We start from the raw sequence: 22291 nt of genomic DNA, 5'->3' as shown, positions 1-22291 counted from the left end.
ATCCAAAAATGTTCCTTGCCACCGCATTTACATTCCACCCCGATCTTGTCCCGCTCTTCCTTGAAATGCTGCCTACAGGCCTCTTCGCTCCCAAAATGTGCCGTAAAATCGAATAGGTTCATAATTCCCCTTTTTACAAAAATAACAAGGATATTTAAATTATGAGTGCTTACGGACAATCAGAATTTTTTTTATAATCTAAACTATGCTATTCCAAATAAGCCAGGTGCCAGCTAAAGGACTTTTAGGTATCCCGACTGGCTTCCTTCCAAAAACTTCTATTAAGATATTTATAGCCTCATTTATTTTCCATTTTAAAAGTAAACAACCGATTAAGGTGCATGCAAGAAACGGCAAACCTTTTTTACTTCTATCCTCGCTTTCCCAATAATTAATGCCCCTACGGGTAATACCGGGTAAATCTGTATGTGGCCAAAGTTCTTCACCTGTTTTGGCATGAATAGCGATTAGGGAGCTATTTTTTCCCAGTACATACATGGTACTGTCCACGATTATAGGGCTAAAAAAATAAATTCGGTCATCCCCAGATGGATAACTCCACAGCAGTTCCAATTCACCCACATTGGCTTTGGTAATGCTTGGTGACTCAAAGTATTTGGATTGGTCAGGGCTTCCACCAAAATGGGACCAGGTAGTGTGCCGGGTTGTTTTCTCTGTCTTCGTTTGACATCCTACCATGACGCTTAAAAAGGATGGTACGAGAATTAGTACAGATAATTTATTCAATAATTGTTTAGTTGACATGGTCTATATTGCAAGTAAAGCATACTATGGTGGAAATTGGATATACCGCCATGGCAACTTGATCTTATTAGATTGTTCACGAACTTACCAAGTTCTTTTCTTCAATATTTCTTGGATCTGCTCCTTGGAAACGGGTAGTTCATCAATATGTTCATTGAGCCATTTGCTGAAATCCTTTTCAATTTCATCGGCCCAACGGGTATCGATTTGGCCCGCCGTATAAACGCCCTCCTTTATACGAAGGTGACCGAACATATCCCGCAAACGAACAACTTCGGAGGTGGTCGCCACCTTCTCGGCCAAATGCGGTGGTATGAAAGTTACCACACCCATTTTTCCCAATACTACATCACCGGGCATTACGGTTACGGTACGTATTCTAGTAGGTTGATTTATTCCGATAAGCATCGTGTTCAAATCACCCGGTGGATTATGGTGGGAAGCGTCATAACTGGTGTAATAGGAAGTAAAACCTCCAATTTCCATGAGTCCCTCAACATCCCTTAAAGCTCCATCATAAACAATTCCATTTCCGGTCTTTGCATAAATTGCATTGCCTACGTTATCCCCAATAGTAGGTCCGTCCTTATCCGCCCCAAATTGATCTGCAACGTACACATCGCCCTTTACCAAAATATCCACGGGCCAGGTGTTTTGACCACGTTTTCCCTGTGCCTTTCCCCGGTCATCAATAGCCTTCCATACATCGGGACGACCGGGCATGAAGGTTGCCGTAACAGCTCGTCCTAACAGTACACTATCAGGATTGATCATTTTCCAGTCCTCCGCAATTTGATACCTATAGCCTTCGTTCTTCATCACGGCCCAAGCCTCTTCCACACTAACGGATTTGATTCTTTCCAAAAGTGCATCGGACACTTTGGGCCTTCCGTCCTCAAAACGTTCTCCCGTCCATTGGGGAGTTAAAAAAATGAGTTCTTCCTTACTGATCTGTTGCCCCATCATTTGGGTTGCCAAACCGACAAGAACCACAATGAGCATATACTTTTTTCGTAACATGACAGTCTCTATTTAATGTGTTATTAATTATTCAAAAAATGGTATTCCTTCAGGAGCATATTTTCGCATGGCATCTTCATTGATATCTACTCCAATACCTGGTTTTTCTGAAACTGTCACAAAACTATCTTTTACCCAGTCTCCCTCATCATACGTAACGATTTCCTTGAACATGGGATCTGTGTGGAAGTAGGATTGCCATTCCATCAAATGGAAATTGGGCACTGTGGCGCAAACATGCGCGCACGCCATGGCACCTAAGAAAGACGCGACCATATGAGGTGAAAATGGCACATAATAGAGATTGGCAAGATTGGCGATTCTTTGTCCTTCTCCAAGTCCCCCACATTTTTGTAGGTCGGGCATGATGATATCCACACCATTATCCAACAATTGCTTGAATCCGTGGCCTAGATATACGTTTTCACCAGCAGAAATCGGAGTACTGGTTTCTTCGGTAAGGGTTTTAAAGGCATCAAAATTTTCAGCGGGGATGGGCTCTTCCAACCATGTCAAGTTTAGGTCCTCCACTTTTTTGGCAATGGTCTGGGCGGTCACATGGTCATATCGCCCATGCATATCAACACACAAATCTATTTTTGGTCCCACCGCTTCCCGTACGGCGGCAAGCTGGTCGTACATTCGTATTATTTCCCCAGGACTTGCCGTCCAATTATAGCGGTCATATTTATCAGGATCACTTGCGTAATCCAAATCGAATTTCAAGGCATTGAAACCCCAGTTGCTGATAGCGTCCTTGGCCGCAGTCGCAAAATCGTCCGGTGAAGGGAACCGAACGCGATACAGGGCAGTGTCACAATATACACGAACTTTATCCCTGAATTTTCCACCTAGTAATTTATAAACAGGCAAGTCCAAAGCTTTGCCCGTCAAATCCCATAAAGCAGTCTCTATGGCGGAAAGCACGGCTACATAGGTACCAGACTGCGCACCTCCAAAATGACCTGCACGACGTATATCTTCAAATATTTTATGCACATTGAACGGGCTTTGGTCTCTCAAAAAATATCCCATTCTTTTGACCAGGTGATAGGTTCCAGGTACAGCATCAACTCCTTCTCCACATCCATAAATTCCCTGATTGGTGTGTATTTTTACGAACAGTCCACTACCACGGCGAATGAAACCACATTTCACATCCGTAATCTTCAAATCCGAGGGTGCAGAAAGTTTGGGTTGTTTGTCAATTGCCGTTACATACTCGTTCCCATAGGTACTTGAAACCATTCCCAAACCTGCACCTGCCATTAGGGATTTTGATATAAAAGATCTTCTAGAATTTTTCATTGGTTCTTTTGATTATTGTCAATACGATTTAATTTTATTTATTTGATTTCAACGGCTTTAAGCTCCTTTACCGTGGGTTTCCCATGCCAATATGAAGCTAGTATAGAACCTGTAATGTTCATCAACGGTCCAAAAACAGCAGGAGCCAGTCCCATGGTCGCTATTTTCCCCAAACTATTCGCGATACCAGAGGCCAAACCGCCGTTTTGCATACCTACTTCAATGGCAATGGTTCTTGCATCCTCTTCGGACATCTTAAATAATTTGGCATACCAATACCCCAATAAGTATCCAAAAACATTGTGTACCAAGACCAAGAACATGAGAATTCCCCCTATTTCCAGTAGACTATCTCTCCCCGCAGCGGTTATGATTTTTATTATCAGGCCAATGGCCAACATAGAGACCAAAGGCATGGCGCGCCCTATGAACTTTGCATTTTTTCCTAAAATTTTATTCACTAGAAGACCTGCACCAATGGGTATGATAATCATCTTGATGATACTCCACATCATGGAAAGCACGTCGATTTCAATAAACTCTCCAGCAAATACCTTCATCATTAGCGGCGTTATAAAAGGGGCCAACAACGTTGCGATGGAGGTTATGGTTATGGATAAGGCAACATTGGCATTGGCCAGAAAAGCCATGACATTGGAAGCCACACCACTGGGAGAACATCCTATAAGAACAATACCTGCCGCTATTTCTGGGGGAAAGTTGCTTATTTGCGCCAAAAAGTAGCCCATTAAAGGCATTACGAGCAATTGGGCGGATACTCCTATGATAACTCCTTTTGGCGATTGAAAAACAGCCCCAAAATCCTTGATGCTCATGGTGGTGCCCATACCGAACATGATAATCTGTATTAGCGGAATTATGAGTACGGTAAATTTAAAATCCCCGAGATGCGTAAAATAGGAAGGGTAATACAAAGCTGCCGTAACCCCCGCAAAGATCATGGTCGTAAAAATTAAACCCTTCATTTTTTTATAACCATTGAACCCAAAGGCCAATAAGGCAAAGAAACCCAAAATAAAAGGGCCAGCTTTGTCTATGTTCCCAGTTACTATCATGCCGATAATTACCAGAAACAATAGGCCTGCCAATCCTAACGAGATTGAATAAATAGTAATTTTTCCCAAGAGTGTACTAATTAAAGTTTATATGCCTGTCTTGCCAATAATTTCCATCGTCCTTCTTTTTTAAAAATCAGGAGACAACCAATGCGAACATCTGCCGGTTTACCATTATTGGTGCCCTTTGCCTCGAAAATATGGCGCACAACACCTACGTTGCCAGAAATGGAAATACTTTGATCTACAGGGGTGATGGTTGTAAACTGAAATGCCCCGTTGAGTACACCATCAACATATTGGTCCTTATTCTCTATGGTACCGCTAGAATGACCATAGGTTAGTTTATCCAATGTCAATTCTTCCAATAGGCTTTTATCCTTATCCACCATTGCCTTGTAGAGCGCCGTGACGGTTTCCCCTATTTTTGCGACCTTTTTGGCATCGCTTTGTGCCGACAAAGACGAAAAACAAAAAATACCGAGCAGGGCAAACAACGCTGATGTTCTTATTATATTAGGTAGCTTAATGGATTTCTGATCGTTCATTTTAAATGGTTTTGATGGTTAATTTTTTCTAGAGGCCAGATAATCATTAAGTTCTTTACGGGTCATTGGCAATTTACTATCCGGGTAGGATTTTAACCAATTTTCAAAATCGGCATTGATTTCATCGGTCCAACGTGTATCGATTTGGCCCGCGGTATATTTCTTTTCACGTAATCTTTGAAATCCAAATAAATCTCTGAGCCCAACAATTTCAGAGGAAAGCACCAATTCCGAAGCTAAATGGGAAGGTATGAACACCGTTCCATGCCTGTTGGCCAAGACCACATCGCCCGGCAAAACTGTTGCCCTCCCTATTCGTATAGGCACATTGATGGCCGTCAACATTTCCTCTTGCAGGTAGGATGGATCCGCCCCCTTATGCCATCCATTGAAACCTTCAATTTCCAATAGCCCGGCGACGTCCCTAACGCCACCATCAAAGATGACCCCGTTTTGGGAATTGGCATAAATGGCATTTCCCAAATTGGAACCTATGAGCGTACCATCTATGATTCTGCCATATCCATCGGCAACATAAACATCTCCGGGAACCAACTGTTGGATGGGCCATGAATTACTACCACCTATCGTATCCCTGTTTTCCTCAGCGCCTTTTAATTTTACTAGCTTTTGATAATCCGGTCGTAGCGGCATATATTGAGCAGTTACCACTCTTCCCGTCATTACACCCTCAGGATGTATCATTTCCCATTCCCCTTCATATTGGTTGTTGTAACCCTTACTTCGCAGATAGCCCCAAGCCTCCTCAATCTGAATGTTTTTCATGCGCTTTAGTAGGGCATCGGACACCTTGGGCCTTCCATCGTCAAAGCGTTCACCTTTCCACTGGGAAGTCAGTTCCTTGATATATTCTACGGAGCCTGTTACTCCTTGGGCATTGCTTTGGAAATGGTATGTAAAACAACATAGGACCATTATGATTTTAAAATTTTTCATTTTCTCTGTATTTAAAGTTTTCCCTATTAAATTATAGATAAAATTTAGATATTGCCGAAAGCAAGCTGAGAACCCTTCCATAAGAGGAAGCGTTCTCCTGCTCAACTTAAACTAACTCAAATTCTAAATTTTAAAGCGCATAGTATACGTCTATACTTTATTTTTCGACATTTACTCCCCCTATTAGCTATACGTTCTATCGTGTGACCTCAATTCGTTCCATTCATCGGTAGATTTAAAGAACGTCTTATCCGAAGGATGTAAATGGGCCTTGACCACTTCTTCATCCAACTCGATTCCCAAACCAGGCGCGGTCAACGGTACGGTGGCAAAGCCTTTATCGATCATTTTAAAACCTCCCACCGTCTTTACGAGACTTTCCCACCAAGGAACATCTACGGAATGGTGCTCCAATGCCAAAAAGTTTTGGGTAGCGGCGGCACAATGCACATTGGCCATGAACGAAACGGGCGTACCTGCCTGATGCATGGCCATGGCTATTCCATATTCCTCTGCATAGTCCGCAATTCTTTTAGTTTCCAAGAGCCCTCCGGAAGATGCCAAATCTGGATGGATTATGTCCACGGCCCTATTATGTATCAGCGGCAAAAAGTCCTTTAACAAATAGATATCCTCACCAGTTGTGGTAGGAGTCTCAATAGCATCGGTTATGGTTCTCCATTGCTCATTGTACTGCCACGGCACCATATCCTCAAACCAGGCCAATCTATACTTATCCAAGGCCTTGGCCAAACGGATTCCATTGTTCAAATCAAAATGGCCATAATGGTCCGTGGAAATGGGAATTTCATAGCCCACCATATTCCGTACATCCTCAACTACCTGTTGCAGCTCTTCCAAACCCTTTTCTGTAATCTGGATCTGTGTGAACGGGTGCATGGTATTTCCGTAGGACATCATATTTCTACGATCTCCCCACTGTGCCAAAACACCCTTATCATTTTCCCAGAATTTACCGTTCACAACGGTGCCGGGCTTACCTTTAAGCTCCCCTATGGAGACGTCCATTTTCAGCCATGTATACCCTTGTTCATTCACCCTAAAATCGATCAATCGTTTTTGCTCCTCTGGTGAGGATGCTTCGGGTGTATCTGCATATAACCTAACCTTGTCCCTATATCTTCCACCAAGCAATTGCCAAGCGGGAACGTTATAGGCCTTACCACAAATATCCCAGAGTGCCATTTCAACAGCACAGACCCCACCTGCCTGTCTTGCAGGTCCGCCAAACTGCTTTATACTCTTAAATATCTTTTCAACATTACAAGGGTTTTTACCTAAAATCCTACTCTTAAGGAAAAGCGCATAGCGTACATCAGCCGCATCCCTAACCTCTCCAAGCCCATAGATACCTTGATTGGTCTCTATTTTGATAATAGCGGTACCGCCCATAACATTGGTCAAGGCATATCGCATGTCGGTTATCTTGAGCTCGGAAGGAGCGGACATTCGGCTTACCTTAGAGGTTGTTTGAGCGATGGTATCCTCGATAGCTAGGCCCATCATCCCGGTCATGGCTATTCCTCCCAAGGCCGTTTTTTTTAAGAAGTTTCTTCTCTCGTCCGTAGTACTGGAATTTTCAAGTTCAGCTTTTCTAGATCGAAAAAGCTTCTTTTCATCCAGTTTGTTCCTCTCTATAATTTGCTTTAGCACTGATTTCATACCTACTTATTTTTATTCTTTAAAATATTTTAGTCCACGTCCCACCATACCTTGGTGTCCAAATTATCCGGTCCCATTCTAGAAACAGCCTGTTGTAGATTTCCTTGGTTGACAGCTATTTCTGCCGTAGGGTAGGTTAATCTATTGATAAAGTCACCAGTGATATCCTGAGCAGGATACGGATTTGGTGTTAAATTGGGAAAACCAGACCTCCTAAAGTTGGCAAACAATTCTGGACCGTTCAAAAATGAAGCAACCCAGTATTGAGTATTAATTTCTTCAACGGCATTTCCTAAATCCAAAGGATTTGCACTAACGAAAGTGTCTATATCCTCCTGTGCAATGGCAACATCTGCTCCGTATGCTGCTATCTGATCCAAATGCCCCCGTATTCCACTTGAATAAAATTCAGCAGGATCGCCGGTTACCCAACCATTAATGGCAGCCTCAGCAAGCAATAATTGTGTTTGAGCATATGTACAAAGGAACATAGGTGCACTTTGGGCTCCCCATGTAAATCGGTCTAATTGGGTGAAATCATAGAAGCTTGCTAATCCAAGATTAGATACAACAGTACCTATGGTACTGTTGTCATAGCCCATGGGCATCCCAATCTGATCATCTGGATTTTTGGAGGCAATACCTAATTGTTGCTCTGGTCCAGAGGACGCCCCCACATACCTGATTGCCAAAGATTCCAATCTTGGGTCATTATTATCAAATAAATAGTCCACAAAGGTATCCACCAAATAAAAGTTGTTCGCTTCGGTAGCGTTAAAGGTAAAACTGTATGGATTGACAAAATTGTTATTGTGTCTAACAACGAAGTTATCTTCGTTAGACTCCATCACCCCACCTGCAAAACCATTTTGTACAGTTTGTGCCGCAAGGGAGGGATTTACATTCGACAGCCTCATTCCTATTCTTACTAATAATGAATTAGCCAATTTCCTCCATTTACCAAGGTCACCGGCATAAAGTGCTTCCCCGTTCTCTGCAGGAGCTGCATCGCTAAGGGCATCACGTGCTTCTACAAGTTCATTTATTAGGTCCGGATAAATTTCCTCTTGAGGATCATACCTTGGTAGAACAATTTGCTCAGAAAGACCTTTGCCTGCTTCAAAATAAGGTATTTCACCATATTCATCCGTTAATACCATAAATGCATAAGCATTCAAAATACGGGCCATCTGAACAAGGTTGGTTCTATTGGATTCCCCATCATTTAGCTGAAATAAGATATCTCCCGTGTGTTTTATAACATTTGGATAATAAGCGTCCCATAAATTCCCGGTATTATTCCTGTTATCCTGATTATAATTGGCACCAGCTACAAAACCTGAGTTGGGTGTTACAATTTGCTGTACAATGGCCTCATCATAATAGATATTGGTACCACTTGGAAATGACAAACCAATTATAGCATTGTTCAACAAATAGACAGGATCGACACTTTCACTTGTGGGATCTACTATATTGGTATTTAATTCCTCAAAATTCTCCTCGCATGACAAGTTCAATAGGACCAAAGTCAATGCAAAACAATATTTATGTATATTTTTCATGATGTCTTAAATTTAAAATTTTACGTTTAAATTGAATCCCATGCTTCTAGTAGTGGGTACCCCTGTAGATTCTAGACCAGCCACATTATCCGAACTAAAAGCAAAAGAATCCGGGTCAATATTTGGAACCCATTTTTTCAATATTGCAACATTGTTGGCAACAAAATTTAAAGACAAACCTTTTACAAAAGAATCTTCAGGCAACAGTTTTTGGAAATTATATCCTAAAGTAATCTGCCTCAATTTCCAAAAGCCGGAATTGTACACAATGGGCTCTATCAATTGCTGGGAACGGACAACTTCCCAATAGGTTTGTGATTCCGTGGCCACTGTATTAGGTGCACCTGCTTGATTAACTCCCACTCCTACAACACCTGTTTCCCTTCCAGGAAGTGTCATTTTATGAAGCCCATGTCTTACCGCATTAAAATTGGTGCCGGATATCATCTTGCCTCCTAGATTAAAATCTATGAGAAAGGAGAAGTTGAAATCCTTATACTTTAAACTATTTGTAATACCACCTATCCAATTTGGAAGAGCGCTACCATAGAACTTTATTTCATCAGACCTAAGAGGTCTCCCATCATCAGCGAAAACCTGTCTTCCTTGATCATCAAATTTATAACCAAAACCAGCCAACTGGCCTATCTCCTCACCAACTACCTGATAAAGAAAACCATTAAATATATGGTTACCAACAAGGATACTTTCTCCTTCTTCCTCCGTTAACAAACTAATGACTTTGGTCTTATTGTATGAAGCATTCAAATTAAGGTCCCAACGCAAGTTCTCTTTCTTAATGGGAACTAGGTTCAACATCATCTCTACACCATCACTTCTACTTTCGCCGCTATTTATCAACTGACTTACAAATCCAGAAGTATTGGATATCTGAGCAGGAATTATCTGATCAAGGGTAGTCTTTCTGTATACCGCAAGATCAATCCCTACTCTATTATCGAACATCCTTATATCCAAACCTATTTCAGATTCCTTAACTCTCATGGGGCGAAGATTTGGATTAGGCAATACGGATGTATTTGCACCTGCAACAGGATTAGGAGAACCATCCGGGCCGGGAAAGAAATTAGCATTTATGTTGTAGAATAGAACATCTGAGTATGGAGGTACGTCCGTGTCGCTGCCTACTTCAGCATATGCCGCCCTTAACTTTCCAAATGTTAACCATGGGGCTGATTCCTCCAATAAATTTGAAAAGACAAAGCTACCGGAGACAGAAGGGTATAGTATACTTCTATTTTCTTCGGATAAGGTAGAAAACCAATCGTTTCTCGCTGTGGCACTTAAGAAGTAGGTGTCCTTATAAGATAAATCAACAGCTCCGTATAAAGAGTTGATTCCTCGTTCCGATAGGAAATAAATAGGGTTCTTTACCCTTCCGTTCTGTACAGTGTACAAATCCCTGATTACAAAATCCGTTACATCTACACGATTTAACTCCTGTCTTCTTCTTAATTGGTTTCCTCCTACAGTGAATCCCAGACCTAAATCCTCTGTGATGTCCAAATCTCCAGAGAACAAGAAATCCACATTTGTTTCCCTATATCTTCTTGCCGTTTGCGTTTAAGTTCCATTAAAAAAGGGTTCTGGAGCAGCCTGACGTGATGCCTGCCCCGTTGGGAAGCCATTGAACTCCTGTGATCTTGACCAGTAATCCTGTCCAACCCTAATCTGACCTGTTAACCACGAAAGAATTTCATATCTGGCAGCAACATTCCCAAAAATTCTATCCCTTCTTATTTCGTTGAATTGTTCAGAAAGTGTAAAATATGGATTTGTCCTATTTCTAAACCTGCTATATACAAATTCGTTTCCTTCATCGTTAAACTTTTTTTCTTCCAATAAATCCAAAGGCATGGAGTTAGCAAGATTAAAAAGAGATACGGGAATGGTATTATCCTGTTGCCCAACATTTGGCGGATTTACATTTTTCTCATAAGAATAATTTACATGGGCCTCAATACTCGCTCTCTCGGATAAATCGTAGTTAGCACCAAAATTGACGGTTTTTCTATTGAATTCATTATTGGGAGTTATACCTTCACTTCCCAGATTGGATAAAGAAAGGTTAAAACCTCCGTTTTCAGCTCCTCCAGAAATGGAAACAGAATGGGTAATATCAGTACCGGCCCTATAAAATTTATCGATTCTGTCGTAGACAGGCACGTAGGGAACCTCAACACCATCAAATAATACTTGAGTCAAACCAGGTTGAAACCGCTCTCCAAAGGACCATTGGCCGGAGGTAGGATTGGCTGAGGTAGGACGTATCCCATTCTCTCCTTGGCCGTACTCGTATTGATAATCTGTAAAATCCAAGGCCGTATGGTTTGTCATGTTTAAATTATAGGTTACGCCGATACCTTGACGAATTCCCCTGGATTTTGTGGTAATCATTATGACGCCATCTTTAGCCCTCGAGCCATATAGGGCAGCGCCAGTAGCACCTTTTAAAATGGTCATACTCTCTATATCGTCTGGGTTAATACTTGAAAAACCATCACCTCCATCAGAAAATACACCTCCACTGTTAGTCCCAACTTCAGAACTTGTACTTCCAGGGCTGGTGCCAAAACTTGTATTATCTATAGGCACGCCGTTCACGACAATCAATGGATTGTTAGTACCGGATATGGAGGACTGGCCTCTTATTCTCACCTTTGAGGAACCACCTGGACCCGTACTAAGTGATGAAACATTTACCCCGGCCACCTTACCTTGCAGCGTGTTCATAAAGTTAGAAGTACGATTCACATTAACCTCGTCCGCATCAACCTGGGCGATCGCATAACCTAATTTTTTTGTTTCTTGTTTAATTCCAAGTGCAGTTACCACCACCTCATCCAAATTTTCAGCATCTTCCTCCAATGTAACGTTCAATATATTGGATTGTCCAACTGGTAATTCCTTTTTAGAAAATCCCAGTGAACTAAAAACCAGAACGGCATCGGGCTGCGTCAGAGTTAAACTATAATTTCCATCAAAATCGGTTGCAACTCCATTTGAAGTTCCCTTTTCCACTACTGAAACCCCTGGGATAGGTTGACCGTTACTATCTTTTACACTTCCGGATACACTTTCTTGAACAGAGGTTAGATCAAATTTGGACTTTTCAGCATTGACCTTGAGCGTATCGATTTGTATCGGTTTTGGCTTTAATACTATTTGATTGCCACTAAATATAAAGTCAATATTGGCATTTTTGAAAAGCACTTCAAGTGTGTTGTCGAGTGCCATATCCCTTACTTTAATGGTGACCATTCTCGAAGTGTCCACTTTATTGACATCATAGAGAAACTTGTATTCGGTAGTTGCCTCAATTTCTTCCATTACCCTGTAAGTAGGTACATTTTCCAAATTGATGGTCATCTTGGTTTTTTGGGATAAGGTGCTGGCCTGACCAGATATAAATGCGGTAATAAAAAAAAGCGTACATAATTTGGTTCTTAAACCAATCTTCATGCTACTGGATCGAAATGACCCAAAAAGTTCGTTAGTTTTCATATCATATTGTTGATTATTAATTGATTCAGTTGTTCTGTCATGCAGAATTGAGTAGGTTCTGTTGATTGAATTTTTCAAACTTTACCCATAGGCTTATCGGTTTTAGGTTGTTTTTTTATAAGAATGTGATTTCCTTCGATTTCATAATCAAAGGGTGTTTCCAGTTTGAAGGTTTCCAAAACTTCCTCAATGGATTCCTTCTCGAATGTGGCGGTAAAAACCCTGGTGTTCAATTCTTGGTAATCACTGGTAATAGTGACATTGTAATGACGTTCAAGTCTTTTTACGATATTTGCAAAGACCATTTCCTTCATCATCAGTTTACCGTTTATCCAACCTGTATACAATTCAGTGGACACCTGTTGCAATCGCATTTCTTTTACATCTGGATTCCATTCCGCCTTATAGCCTGGCGAAAGCAGGGTAGAATTTTCCTCATTATATGCGGAGCCTGTTTGGTAAAGTCGAACGGAACCTTCAACCAAAACCGTGTTTTGGCGATCATCCTCTGGATAAGAGGTAACATTGAATTTGGTTCCCAGTACCCTTACATCTACACCTCCAGAAGTAACTATAAATGGACTGCTTTCGTTCTTGGTGACCTCAAAAAAACCCTCGCCTATTAGAACGACTTCCCTATTTTTTTCTTTGTGAAATTTTACGGGATATTTTAAGGAAGAGCCAGCATTTAAGTGTACTATCGTACCGTCCGAAAGGACCACTTTGAAGGTCTTGCCATGGGGTATGCGCAAGGTATTATATTGTTGCCAATTCTCATTCTCATCATTGGCTTGCGATTTTGAGTAGTCTACCAAACCATCTACTTTCTTCCCTAAAACTTCTCCTTCACCGTTTACTATATTTAAAGTACCCTCTTTTGTAAGCACCTGGATTTTTCCGTTTCCTAAATCCAGTGTAATTGCATTAGGGTCTATTGACCCATCTATAACAGGCTTGCTTTCAAAAGATCTATAGGCCAAAAAGCAACCGAATATTCCAATGAAAATGGCAGCATATCTTAAAAGATTCCTGCTTGAAAATTTAATAGTACCCTTTCGTTGCCTAGTTTGTGCTTGAATAAGTAGTTGCCACGCTTTTTGTGCATCCAATTGCTCAATATTGGGTATGGGCACATTGAGCTCGTACAACTTCTGAAGTCTTTGGAAGGTCAAATAATTTTCATCACTCTCGGAAAGCCAATTCTGAAAATGAAGTTCTTCTTCCGGGTTTAACCGACCTTTTATTTTTTTAACTATAATCTCTGCTATCAATCCTATTATTTTAATAGACAAAACAACATTGTCTACTAATAAGACCCAGTAGAATTAAAATCGGGTAGTGGATTTGATAAAAAAATATGTAATTTTTTATCGATTACTCACTTTAAAGGAACCATAAATACACATCCTTTAAATTTAAACGCAATGTTTTAAAGGATTTTTTTAGATGATATTTTACCGTGTTCACCGTTATTCCCATAATTTCGGCTGCACTTTCATACTTCACACCTTCCAAAACACACAAGGTAAATACCCGCTTATTTTGGTCTGGCAAAGCTTCCAGTTCCCTCAACATATTTTCAGAAATTTCACTTTTGATAAACTCATTTTCACAGGAAGGTACCTCCGTCAACTGATTATAAAGTTCAAAAGTTCTTTTATTCCTTTTAATCTTTTTTAAGCTTTCATTCTTAATGGCTACGTTTAGGTATTTATTCACATCCCCTATATAGGTTACATTTCCCTTTTGAAGGAGTTTTACAAAAATGTTCTGAACAACGTCCTGGGCATCATCCATATTTTCCACATAACTAAAGGACTTTAAACACCATTCATGGTAATGTTCCAAAAACATTTTCTCCAGAATTTTTTGGCACGGCGTTTCCATTGAATAGGTTATTAGAATCTCAGGGTGAGGGTTTTAAGCTTGGTAATCTTTACATTATATAATTGTATTTTTTACACGTTATAGTGGCAATGTATCAAATTGTAATTATTTATGCAATAAAAATATCTCTTCTTGAATATTTTAACATTTAAACTGCCACAATGAAGTTTTTTAATAAATATCATTTAAAATACAGGATAGAAAAATTTATTGGATAAAACGGTTGTACTATTACCCAAAAACACTTAGAATTTAAATACCCCCCTGTAGTTCCCAGTTATGTATCTATTAGATTCGAGTATAATCAGTCATTACGTGCCAATATTGAATGATTTCCAGCAAAATATTGACTGATTTCATTAAAAACCGAAGGTTTTGGGTCTTTAATTTGGATTTTTAGATAAAAGGTGTAGGTTATAATTGGTCATAACCCAAAACACTTTTATGCGTCAACTTAAAATTACAAAGCAAATTACGAACCGTGACACCAAGTCTCTTGAAAAGTACTTTCAAGAGATAAGCAAAATCGAACTGATTACGGCTGAAGAGGAGGTGGAACTGGCCCAAAGAATAAAAGTGGGGGATCAAAAAGCTTTGGAAAAATTGGTAAACGCCAACCTACGATTTGTTGTCTCTGCCGCCAAACAATACCAAAATAGGGGATTAAGTTTAACAGACTTAATCAACGAAGGAAATTTGGGACTGGTCAAGGCAGCAAAGCGATTTGACGAAACCCGAGGATTTAAATTTATTTCCTATGCCGTCTGGTGGATACGTCAATCCATTTTACAGGTGCTGTCCAAGAATGGAAAATCTATCCGGTTACCACAAAATAAAATTGCGACGAATACAAAAATCTACAAGGTGTATTCTTCATTGGAGCAGCAATTGGAACGTCCACCGAATCCGTCGGAAATAGCATCTGAATTGGATATGAGCGTAAAAAAGGTAGAAAGTTCTATCAAGAATTCCGGGAGGTCACTTTCATTGGATGCTCCCTTTAAGGAGGAAGAATCATCCAACCTATATAACGTACTTGCCTCAAAGGACGCAGACAAACCGGATGAAAAAATGATGGAAGAATCGCTGCAAACCGACATATATCAAGCCTTAGAAACAATACCGGAAAGACAACGTGATGTGATCCGCCTGTTTTATGGTATAGGCAAGGAACCTCCAATGAGCCTCTCGGAAATTGGCGATTTATTTGATATTACCCGGGAGCGAGTGAGACAAGTACGCGAAAAAGGACTGCGTGCATTAAGAAAAAAGTCCAGAAATAAAGTATTGAGAAGTTATTTATAATCCAAAAAAAGAAACATGTTAAAAATAGAAGTAAAAGAAGGAGAATCCATTGAGAGAGCCTTAAAACGATACAAAAGAAAATACAGAAAAACAAAGGTGTTGGACCAAATAAAAGATAAGAAACACTACAAAAAACAATCCACCGAAAGGAGAGAGGCTCTTCAAAAAGCGGAATATCGGCAACAATATATTTTAGAGAATGAAGATCAATAAGAGCAAATAGGGTAATTATCATATCGCCCTCCCTTTAGCTCATAAACTAACAAATTGACGATAATTTTGGTTAATCTTTGAAGATTAACTACTTGATAATCAATATAACATAAGCTTAACATGGCTAATTTGTTATGATCATGGAGAATCTTATGTTAACCCCCACAAATACCAAAGAATGAAAATTATTTATGTAAAAAGAGAAAGTAATGTAAAAGAAGTATACCGAACGAGTCTAGGGCATTTGAACTCGAAGGTAACCTACATTAAAAAATATTTTTTAGGAATGCCGTTCAAAACCATACACAAATACACGCATACCTATTTTACTAAAAAAAATAACAGGGCAGAAAAAATGCTATTTGTTTAAGCTAGTAATGCAATTTTAAATTTTTAATAAACAACATACTATTTTATGAAGATTTTAGTCATCGGAGCGGGAAACATGGGACTTACCTATGCGGAAGGAATGTCCAAATCCAAACTATTGAAAAGAAGAAATATCATGGTATTGGATACCTCCGAAGAAAAATTAGAAGCGCTTAAGAAAGAGGCCAAGTTCGACACTTTTAAGGAATTGGCAGATTGTGTCCCACAGGCGGATATTATTTTCATTGCCGTTAAGCCGTATCATGCTGAGGGTCTCATGATGAAAATGGAACCGTTGGTCAACAAAGGGCAAATTGTTATTTCCATTATGGCCGGCGTAACCATTAAAACGATTAAGAACCTAACCGGTCTTAATAAAGTGGTACGGGCCATGCCCAACCTCCCTGCCCAAATAGGAAAGGGGTTAACTTCTTTCGTAGCCTCGGAAGAAGTATCCAGAATAGAGCTTTTAACCATTGAAAGTTTATTGGATACCACTGGTAGATCTATTTTGGTAAGCGATGAAAACTTTATCGATGCCTCCACTGGGATATCCGGGAGTGGCCCGGCCTATGTATTTTACTTCATGCAAAGCATGATGGAAGCAGCCTTGAAAATGGGGTTCTCGAAAAATGTCTCCAAGGTTTTGGTAAGCCAAACCTTTACGGGTGCCATTGAACTTTTCAATCAAAACGACCTTTCACCAAATTCTTGGATGGACAAGGTGGCCAGTAAAGGAGGTACCACCCGTGCCGCTTTGGATAGTATGGACAATAATAAGGTAGGTGAATTGATCAAGGAAGCCGCCTTTGCAGCATTTGAACGTGCCATTGAACTTGGAAAAGAGAAATCGTATGTATAAAGAAAAAATAGTCGTGAAAGTTGGCACCAACGTAATGACCAACAAAGACAATAGAATTGTTAGACCTGTATTACGAAACTTAGTAGAGCAAATCGCAAAATTATACGAGAGGGATATTATTACGGTACTGGTTTCTTCCGGATCCGTCATCGCCGGAAAGGAAGTTTTGGGAAAATCCAACATCGAGGATAGGACCCAAAGACGCCAAGTATATTCTGCCATTGGACAACCCAGAATGATGCGCCTTTATTACAATATTTTCCATGATTACGGAATGAAATGTGCCCAGGTTCTTCCCACCAAAAGAGATTTCAGTCCTGGCGTACATAGACAAAATATGGTCAACTGTTGTGAAGGACTATTGTCTGAAGGTGTTATTCCCATTGCCAATGAAGATGACGCTGTATCCGTAACTATGAGTATGTTTTCCGATAATGATGAATTGGCAAGTTTGATTGCCCAACTATTAAATGCGGACAAGCTCATTATCCTAACCGATATCGATGGACTGTACACAGGTGATCCCAATGAAAAGAACAGTGACTTGGTGCAACATGTAAAACCAGAGGAAAATCTGGACAAGTATATCAAGGACAATAATAAAAAAGAGGAGGAAGGCCGAGGAGGTATGGGATCTAAACTGGATTATGCCCAGCAGGCGGCAGCGAAGGGCATACCTACCTATATTGCCAACGGTAAAAAGAAAAATACCATCATCGACATCATTGACGGTAAAAATGTAGGGACAAGAGTAACCTTGGAAGAAGAATTGATAAAATGAAAATATTGACTACAGAGATAAAAAACAACGTATTAACAAGCATGATAGACCTGTTGGACAAAAACAGGGAAAGTATCATCAAAGCAAATAAAAAGGACTTGGACCTCTTCCAAAAAGAGGACCAGGCTATGTATGACCGTCTTATTGTAACCGATACCAAAATCGATGGTATGATACAATCCATACGAGAGGTTCAGAGCCAGGAGGACCCGGTAAACCAACCCATTTCATCTCGAATTCTGGATAATGGTTTGGAAATAACCAATAAAACGGCCCCTTTCGGCACCATTATGATCATTTATGAATCGCGACCGGATGTGACCATTGAAGCAGCGGTTTTGGCCTTTAAAGCCAGTAATAAAATACTCTTGAAGGGTGGTAAGGAAGCCCTTCATAGCAATACTATACTTACCGAGCTTTGGCATCAAGCCTTAGAGGAAAATGGACTTCCTAAGGAATACATCCAATTGTTGACCATGAACCGACAGGAAACTCAGGATTTCTTGAGAAATCCCACGGAAAAATTAGACCTCATCGTTCCACGAGGCGGGGAAAGGTTGATCAATTTCGTAAAGGAACATGCCAATTGCGCAGTACTTGTAAGCGGTAGAGGTAACAATTTCCTGTATGTAGATGAAAATGCGGATTGGGAAAAAAGTATCAATGTTATCATGAATGCCAAGACCGATAAAATTTCCGCATGCAATGCTTTGGATAAAATTCTCATTAACCAGAAAATCAACAACTACGATCAAAAGCTAACCGAGTTATATAATCTACTTAGCTCAAAGGAAGTCGATACCTTGGTAGATGAGACCGTTAAAAAGACATTGACTACTGCCAAACCTATTACCGATCAAGCTATTTGGAAAGAGGAATTTTTAGCTATGAAATGTTGTCTGGGAGCCGTTGATTCCTTGACCGAAGCTGTTGAAAAAATCAATGAAAATTCCGGGGGACACTCCGCCACTATTATGACGAACGACAAAGGCTCTGCCAGACAGTTCATGGAACAGGTGGATTGTGCGGCAGTCTACCAGAATGCCTCTACAAGATTTACGGACGGGGGTCAAATGGGCGTAGGTGCTGAGCTGGCCATTAGCACGGACAAATTGCACCATAGGGGACCTTTGGGATTGGAACAATTGGTCACCAACAAATATTATGTCTTTGGCGACGGTCAAATAAGGGAATAAGAAAAAGAATCAAGCTCAAATACCTAATTAAATCCTACAAAATGTTTGAAACAGTAGAGAATATTGACGGGGCGACCATATATCACGGCGAAATCCACAATCGTATTTACCTATCGGAAATAGATTCCGAAAAAATTGATGCCATCCTGCCTAAAATGACGGAATTGGCCAAACAACGGAAGTACGATAAAATCCTGAGCAGGGTCCCTGAAAATGCCATCCCCCATTTTGAATCCAACGGTTATATGATAGAGGCAAAAATACCCGGATTGTACAATGGAAAGGTTACAGGTTATTTTTTGGCGGATTATTTGAACCAAAACAGGCACCAGTGCGATAAAAAACAATTGAAAACGATTGAAACGGTAAAGACCATTGCAATGGCCGCCAATAAGCCCAATGAAAATCCGCACATGGGCATACCCAAAGACTATACGGTACGAAAATTGGGCAAAAATGATTTTCCGCCTTGGTAGCATTACACGAAAAGGCCTATAAATACCATCCCAAGCATATAAAAAGAGAACAGGATTTTGAGGAGTTGGAAGATATGGACCATCAATTTCATGGCCTGTTCGTGAAGGGAGATCTCTTGGTATCGGCTATATTAAGGGTACACACAAAAGAGGAAAACCTAGAAATTGTAGATTTTGCCACCCATCCGGATTTTAGGGGCCAAAACCTCTCCTATTACTTGGTCCAAGAAATTAAAACGCTCATGAACGAGGTGAATTGCACGACGATTTATGCCTTGGCTAGGGCCACTTCCTATGGTTTAAACATCACCTACAGCAAGCACGGTTTTAAATATGCAGGTACACTTACGAACAATGCCTTTGTGCGCGATGCCTTGGAAAGTATGAATGTTTGGTATTTCAATCAACTTTAAATTATAGCATTACCCAAAACTTCTGTCGGGATCAAAAGGGCTGATATCCATGGACGGCTCATTGGCCTCCATGACTTCCGATATTAATTTTCCCGTGGCCGGGCCCAAACTCCAGCCCATCATGGCATGGCCGGTCGTAATAAATAAATTATCAAAATGGCCCGACTTACCTATGTAGGGAAGACCATCCGGCGATACAGGACGTAAACCACATTTGGCATTCTTGATTTCCTCTTGGGTTATTTCAATGCTTGGATAGAATTTCTTTACAGCTTCTGCAATGGCCTCCACCCTATTCAAATTAATATCATAATTTACCCCGGAAAACTCCATGGTTCCGGCAAACCGGGTGAATCCTGCCATTGGCGTAATCGCTACTTTGGCTTCCATTAAGATGGCCGGCAATTTTATTCCCGTAGGCCTGTGCACATCGATACAATACCCTTTTCCGGCCTGTACCTGTAATGTAATCCCCAATTGTTTTACCAAATCATTGCTCCAAGATCCCGAAGCCAAAACCACATTATCAGGATGGAAGGTTTCCTTTTCTGTTTGGACTTTGCTGATAACACCGTTTGAATAATCGAAATTCGTTACCGCTTCGCCATATTTTATTCGAACACCATTGTTCAAAAGATACTCCTTCATTTTGGCCATGAAAACCGTGGGCGTGGTATGGGAATCGCAAAAATAATGAAGGGCGCCCTTCCCAATAACTTCCGTGTCCCCGTGCAGCTTCTTTAATTCATCGGTTTCCAAATGTGAAACCTCCAACCCAAATCCCTTTGCGGTTGCGGCTACTTTTTTCTCGGCATCCCCATAGGCATCGGTCTGGTAGATCATCAGAAGTCCTTTTTTTTCCAAATGAAAGTCCCCTAAATCCCTCGATTCCTTTATTTCATCGTACAAACTGGAACTCAAAAGGTTGATGTTCTTAATGATGGGAGCGGCCCTGTCCACCTTTACTTGGGTAGAAGATTTATGAAAGGCCCAAGCCCATTTAAAAAAATCGGTATCCCACCGTGGCTTGATATAAAAAGGGCTTTTACTGTCCATCATCATGGACAATCCTTTCGTAATCACCCCCGGGGCCGACATTGGAACGATATGGCTGGGAGTGAGGTATCCGGCATTTACAAAGGAGGCTCCCTGGCCGCCATTGGATTTTTCCAAAACCGTGACCTGATGTCCTTTTTTATGCAGGTAATAGGCCGAACAAAGCCCCATAATGCCAGCACCTATAATCAATGTCTTTTTTTTCGCCGCCATATTAGATTACTTGAAAACCTTCTGAATAAGGGTCGGAATCATCAATACTGATTTCATTATAGCCATACTTTCTGGCCCAACCCTTAATGCTAGGTACTATGCCCGTAAAATTACCAATTTTACATTCCGATTCCACCATACCTATGAATTTTGAACCGATGATACTTTCATGTATGAACTCCTCTCCCATTCCCAGTTTCCCTTTGGCATGCCATTGTGCCATCCTTGCCGATGTCCCGGTGCCACATGGAGAACGATCGATAGCCTTATCCCCATAGAATACGGCATTTCTGGCCGTAGCATCGGGGGAAATGGTAGTGCCCGTCCAAAGAATATGGCTCACATCCTTGATGGAAGGATTTTCTGGATGCACGAACCTTTCGGGATATTTTAAGTTGATGTCCTGCCGAAGCTCCCGGGCCATTTCTATCAGTTGCGATGCGGAATAATCTTGCAATCCCGAAAAATTTCCCTGTGGATCAAAGATGGCGTAGTAGTTTCCGCCGTAGGCAACATCAAAAACAAGCTCACCCAAAAAACTGGAAGAGACCGTCAAATCAGATGCTGCCAAATAGGAGCCTACATTGACCAATTTTACCCACTCCACTTTATTTTCGTTCTGATGGTATGTAACTTCCACCAAACCGGCCGGGGCTTCCATTCTGATCTTCCCTGGCTCCTTGGGAACCACGATTCCCTCCTCAATGGCCATCGTTATTACGCCAATACTGCCATGCCCGCACATAGGCAGGCATCCACTCGTTTCTATAAAGACAATGCCAAAATCATTTTTAGGATCTGTAGGCGGATACAAAAAGGCCCCGCTCATCATGTCATGGCCCCTAGGCTCGTACATGAGGCCCTTCCTGATCCAATCAAACTCTTCCATAAAATGGAGTCGCTTTTCGCTCATATTCGCACCTTTCAAATCCGGCGCACCTTTAACAATAAGCCTTACCGGATTTCCGCAGGTATGGCCATCAACACATTTAAACACATGGCTTTTCACTCAATTTCTATTTTGTTGGATATGCTGGAATTTGTACTCCGAAGTTCGCTCAAATTTATGGTTC

At 40.8% G+C, this 22291-nt stretch carries 22 protein-coding genes and 1 pseudogene; 8 read left to right on the top strand and 15 right to left on the bottom strand.

All coding sequences use genetic code 11. The annotated features are described in order from the left end of the window. The 13 genes and pseudogenes from BFP75_RS19035 to BFP75_RS18980 form a co-directional block, all read right to left on the bottom strand. Positions 1–122 (bottom strand): annotated as a pseudogene (locus BFP75_RS19035) (IS1595 family transposase); the annotation flags it as partial. A 76-nt stretch (positions 123–198) separates the two neighbouring features. Beyond that, a complete protein-coding gene (locus BFP75_RS19030; protein WP_206073578.1) occupies positions 199–765 on the bottom strand; it encodes a hypothetical protein in 567 nt (188 codons plus the stop codon). Between the two features lie 84 nt (positions 766–849). Further along, positions 850–1785 carry an RraA family protein gene (locus tag BFP75_RS19025; protein WP_240531838.1) on the bottom strand — a complete coding sequence of 312 codons (936 nt, stop codon included), beginning with the start codon at positions 1783–1785 and terminating at the stop codon, positions 850–852. A gap of 27 nt (positions 1786–1812) precedes the next feature. Further along, a complete protein-coding gene (locus BFP75_RS19020; RefSeq protein WP_099546906.1) occupies positions 1813–3093 on the bottom strand; it encodes a mandelate racemase/muconate lactonizing enzyme family protein in 1281 nt (426 codons plus the stop codon). 38 nt (positions 3094–3131) lie between these two features. Continuing rightward, positions 3132–4202 carry a bile acid:sodium symporter family protein gene (locus BFP75_RS19015; protein WP_240531837.1) on the bottom strand — a complete coding sequence of 357 codons (1071 nt, stop codon included), beginning with the start codon at positions 4200–4202 and terminating at the stop codon, positions 3132–3134. A 47-nt stretch (positions 4203–4249) separates the two neighbouring features. Next, on the bottom strand, positions 4250–4717 hold the full coding sequence (locus BFP75_RS19010) for a nuclear transport factor 2 family protein (protein ID WP_099546905.1): 468 nt from the start codon (positions 4715–4717) through the stop codon (positions 4250–4252). Positions 4718–4735: 18 nt separating this feature from the next. Further along, positions 4736–5674, bottom strand: a complete 939-nt coding sequence (locus BFP75_RS19005) for an RraA family protein (protein WP_099546904.1) — start codon at positions 5672–5674, stop codon at positions 4736–4738. A gap of 183 nt (positions 5675–5857) precedes the next feature. Further along, on the bottom strand, positions 5858–7357 hold the full coding sequence (locus tag BFP75_RS19000) for a mandelate racemase/muconate lactonizing enzyme family protein (RefSeq protein WP_099546903.1): 1500 nt from the start codon (positions 7355–7357) through the stop codon (positions 5858–5860). 29 nt (positions 7358–7386) lie between these two features. Further along, entirely contained in the window at positions 7387–8922 is a 1536-nt protein-coding gene (locus BFP75_RS18995; protein WP_099546902.1) for a SusD/RagB family nutrient-binding outer membrane lipoprotein, read from the bottom strand. Between the two features lie 12 nt (positions 8923–8934). Further along, positions 8935–10473, bottom strand: a complete 1539-nt coding sequence (locus BFP75_RS22190; protein WP_206073577.1) for a TonB-dependent receptor domain-containing protein — start codon at positions 10471–10473, stop codon at positions 8935–8937. Positions 10474–10506: 33 nt separating this feature from the next. After that, positions 10507–12447, bottom strand: a complete 1941-nt coding sequence (locus BFP75_RS22185) for a SusC/RagA family TonB-linked outer membrane protein (RefSeq protein ID WP_206073576.1) — start codon at positions 12445–12447, stop codon at positions 10507–10509. 74 nt (positions 12448–12521) lie between these two features. Then, positions 12522–13718, bottom strand: coding sequence for a FecR family protein (locus BFP75_RS18985; RefSeq protein WP_165776640.1), 1197 nt, complete (start codon positions 13716–13718; stop codon positions 12522–12524). A gap of 112 nt (positions 13719–13830) precedes the next feature. Beyond that, positions 13831–14334: an RNA polymerase sigma factor gene (locus BFP75_RS18980; RefSeq protein ID WP_099546900.1), complete on the bottom strand. Its 504-nt coding sequence runs from the start codon at positions 14332–14334 to the stop codon at positions 13831–13833. Positions 14335–14778: 444 nt separating this feature from the next. Between BFP75_RS18980 and BFP75_RS18975 the strand changes: the two genes are divergently transcribed. The 8 genes from BFP75_RS18975 to BFP75_RS18940 all read left to right on the top strand — a co-directional run bounded on the left by BFP75_RS18975 (position 14779) and on the right by BFP75_RS18940 (position 19949). Then, the gene (locus tag BFP75_RS18975) at positions 14779–15639 is read left to right on the top strand and encodes an RNA polymerase sigma factor RpoD/SigA (protein WP_099546921.1); all 861 of its coding nucleotides are present in this window, start codon (positions 14779–14781) and stop codon (positions 15637–15639) included. A 15-nt stretch (positions 15640–15654) separates the two neighbouring features. Continuing rightward, on the top strand, positions 15655–15852 hold the full coding sequence (rpsU, locus tag BFP75_RS18970; RefSeq protein ID WP_099546899.1) for a 30S ribosomal protein S21: 198 nt from the start codon (positions 15655–15657) through the stop codon (positions 15850–15852). Positions 15853–16030: 178 nt separating this feature from the next. Next, positions 16031–16222, top strand: coding sequence for a hypothetical protein (locus tag BFP75_RS18965; RefSeq protein WP_099546898.1), 192 nt, complete (start codon positions 16031–16033; stop codon positions 16220–16222). A 45-nt stretch (positions 16223–16267) separates the two neighbouring features. After that, entirely contained in the window at positions 16268–17083 is an 816-nt protein-coding gene (proC, locus tag BFP75_RS18960) for a pyrroline-5-carboxylate reductase (protein WP_099546897.1), read from the top strand. Next, a complete protein-coding gene (gene proB / locus BFP75_RS18955) occupies positions 17076–17864 on the top strand; it encodes a glutamate 5-kinase (protein WP_099546896.1) in 789 nt (262 codons plus the stop codon). The genes proC and proB overlap by 8 nt, the downstream gene beginning before the upstream one ends. Next, complete coding sequence (locus tag BFP75_RS18950) at positions 17861–19060, top strand: glutamate-5-semialdehyde dehydrogenase (protein ID WP_099546895.1); 1200 nt, start codon at positions 17861–17863, stop codon at positions 19058–19060. The genes proB and BFP75_RS18950 overlap by 4 nt, the downstream gene beginning before the upstream one ends. A gap of 41 nt (positions 19061–19101) precedes the next feature. Then, positions 19102–19536, top strand: a complete 435-nt coding sequence (locus BFP75_RS18945) for a hypothetical protein (protein ID WP_099546894.1) — start codon at positions 19102–19104, stop codon at positions 19534–19536. Beyond that, a complete protein-coding gene (locus tag BFP75_RS18940; RefSeq protein WP_099546893.1) occupies positions 19530–19949 on the top strand; it encodes a GNAT family N-acetyltransferase in 420 nt (139 codons plus the stop codon). The genes BFP75_RS18945 and BFP75_RS18940 overlap by 7 nt, the downstream gene beginning before the upstream one ends. Before the next feature lie 9 nt (positions 19950–19958). Here the strand turns inward: BFP75_RS18940 and BFP75_RS18935 are convergent, their stop codons facing one another. Next, positions 19959–21218 carry an NAD(P)/FAD-dependent oxidoreductase gene (locus tag BFP75_RS18935; protein ID WP_099546892.1) on the bottom strand — a complete coding sequence of 420 codons (1260 nt, stop codon included), beginning with the start codon at positions 21216–21218 and terminating at the stop codon, positions 19959–19961. 1 nt (position 21219) lies between these two features. Continuing rightward, on the bottom strand, positions 21220–22227 hold the full coding sequence (locus BFP75_RS18930; RefSeq protein ID WP_099546891.1) for a 4-hydroxyproline epimerase: 1008 nt from the start codon (positions 22225–22227) through the stop codon (positions 21220–21222). Between the last annotated feature and the right edge of the window lie 64 nt (positions 22228–22291).

It is taken from the genome of Maribacter sp. 4G9, from assembly GCF_002742265.1.
In the GTDB taxonomy this organism is placed as follows: domain Bacteria; phylum Bacteroidota; class Bacteroidia; order Flavobacteriales; family Flavobacteriaceae; genus Maribacter.
This window is presented reverse-complemented; position numbering and strand designations above follow the sequence as displayed.

Bases quoted from the DNA above. Each gene is read 5' to 3' on its own strand.
- BFP75_RS22185 (WP_206073576.1), bottom strand. From the start codon at position 12,447: ATGAAAACTAACGAACTTTTTGGGTCATTTCGATCCAGTAGCATGAAG.
- BFP75_RS18935 (WP_099546892.1), bottom strand. From the start codon at position 21,218: ATGGCGGCGAAAAAAAAGACATTGATTATAGGTGCTGGCATTATGGGG.
- BFP75_RS18995 (WP_099546902.1), bottom strand. From the start codon at position 8,922: ATGAAAAATATACATAAATATTGTTTTGCATTGACTTTGGTCCTATTG.
- BFP75_RS19025 (WP_240531838.1), bottom strand. From the start codon at position 1,785: ATGTTACGAAAAAAGTATATGCTCATTGTGGTTCTTGTCGGTTTGGCA.
- BFP75_RS18980 (WP_099546900.1), bottom strand. From the start codon at position 14,334: ATGGAAACGCCGTGCCAAAAAATTCTGGAGAAAATGTTTTTGGAACAT.
- BFP75_RS19030 (WP_206073578.1), bottom strand. From the start codon at position 765: ATGTCAACTAAACAATTATTGAATAAATTATCTGTACTAATTCTCGTA.
- BFP75_RS19000 (WP_099546903.1), bottom strand. From the start codon at position 7,357: ATGAAATCAGTGCTAAAGCAAATTATAGAGAGGAACAAACTGGATGAA.
- rpsU (WP_099546899.1), top strand. From the start codon at position 15,655: ATGTTAAAAATAGAAGTAAAAGAAGGAGAATCCATTGAGAGAGCCTTA.
- BFP75_RS19005 (WP_099546904.1), bottom strand. From the start codon at position 5,674: ATGAAAAATTTTAAAATCATAATGGTCCTATGTTGTTTTACATACCAT.
- BFP75_RS18975 (WP_099546921.1), top strand. From the start codon at position 14,779: ATGCGTCAACTTAAAATTACAAAGCAAATTACGAACCGTGACACCAAG.
- proB (WP_099546896.1), top strand. From the start codon at position 17,076: ATGTATAAAGAAAAAATAGTCGTGAAAGTTGGCACCAACGTAATGACC.
- BFP75_RS19020 (WP_099546906.1), bottom strand. From the start codon at position 3,093: ATGAAAAATTCTAGAAGATCTTTTATATCAAAATCCCTAATGGCAGGT.
- BFP75_RS18950 (WP_099546895.1), top strand. From the start codon at position 17,861: ATGAAAATATTGACTACAGAGATAAAAAACAACGTATTAACAAGCATG.
- BFP75_RS18965 (WP_099546898.1), top strand. From the start codon at position 16,031: ATGAAAATTATTTATGTAAAAAGAGAAAGTAATGTAAAAGAAGTATAC.
- proC (WP_099546897.1), top strand. From the start codon at position 16,268: ATGAAGATTTTAGTCATCGGAGCGGGAAACATGGGACTTACCTATGCG.
- BFP75_RS19010 (WP_099546905.1), bottom strand. From the start codon at position 4,717: ATGAACGATCAGAAATCCATTAAGCTACCTAATATAATAAGAACATCA.
- BFP75_RS18945 (WP_099546894.1), top strand. From the start codon at position 19,102: ATGTTTGAAACAGTAGAGAATATTGACGGGGCGACCATATATCACGGC.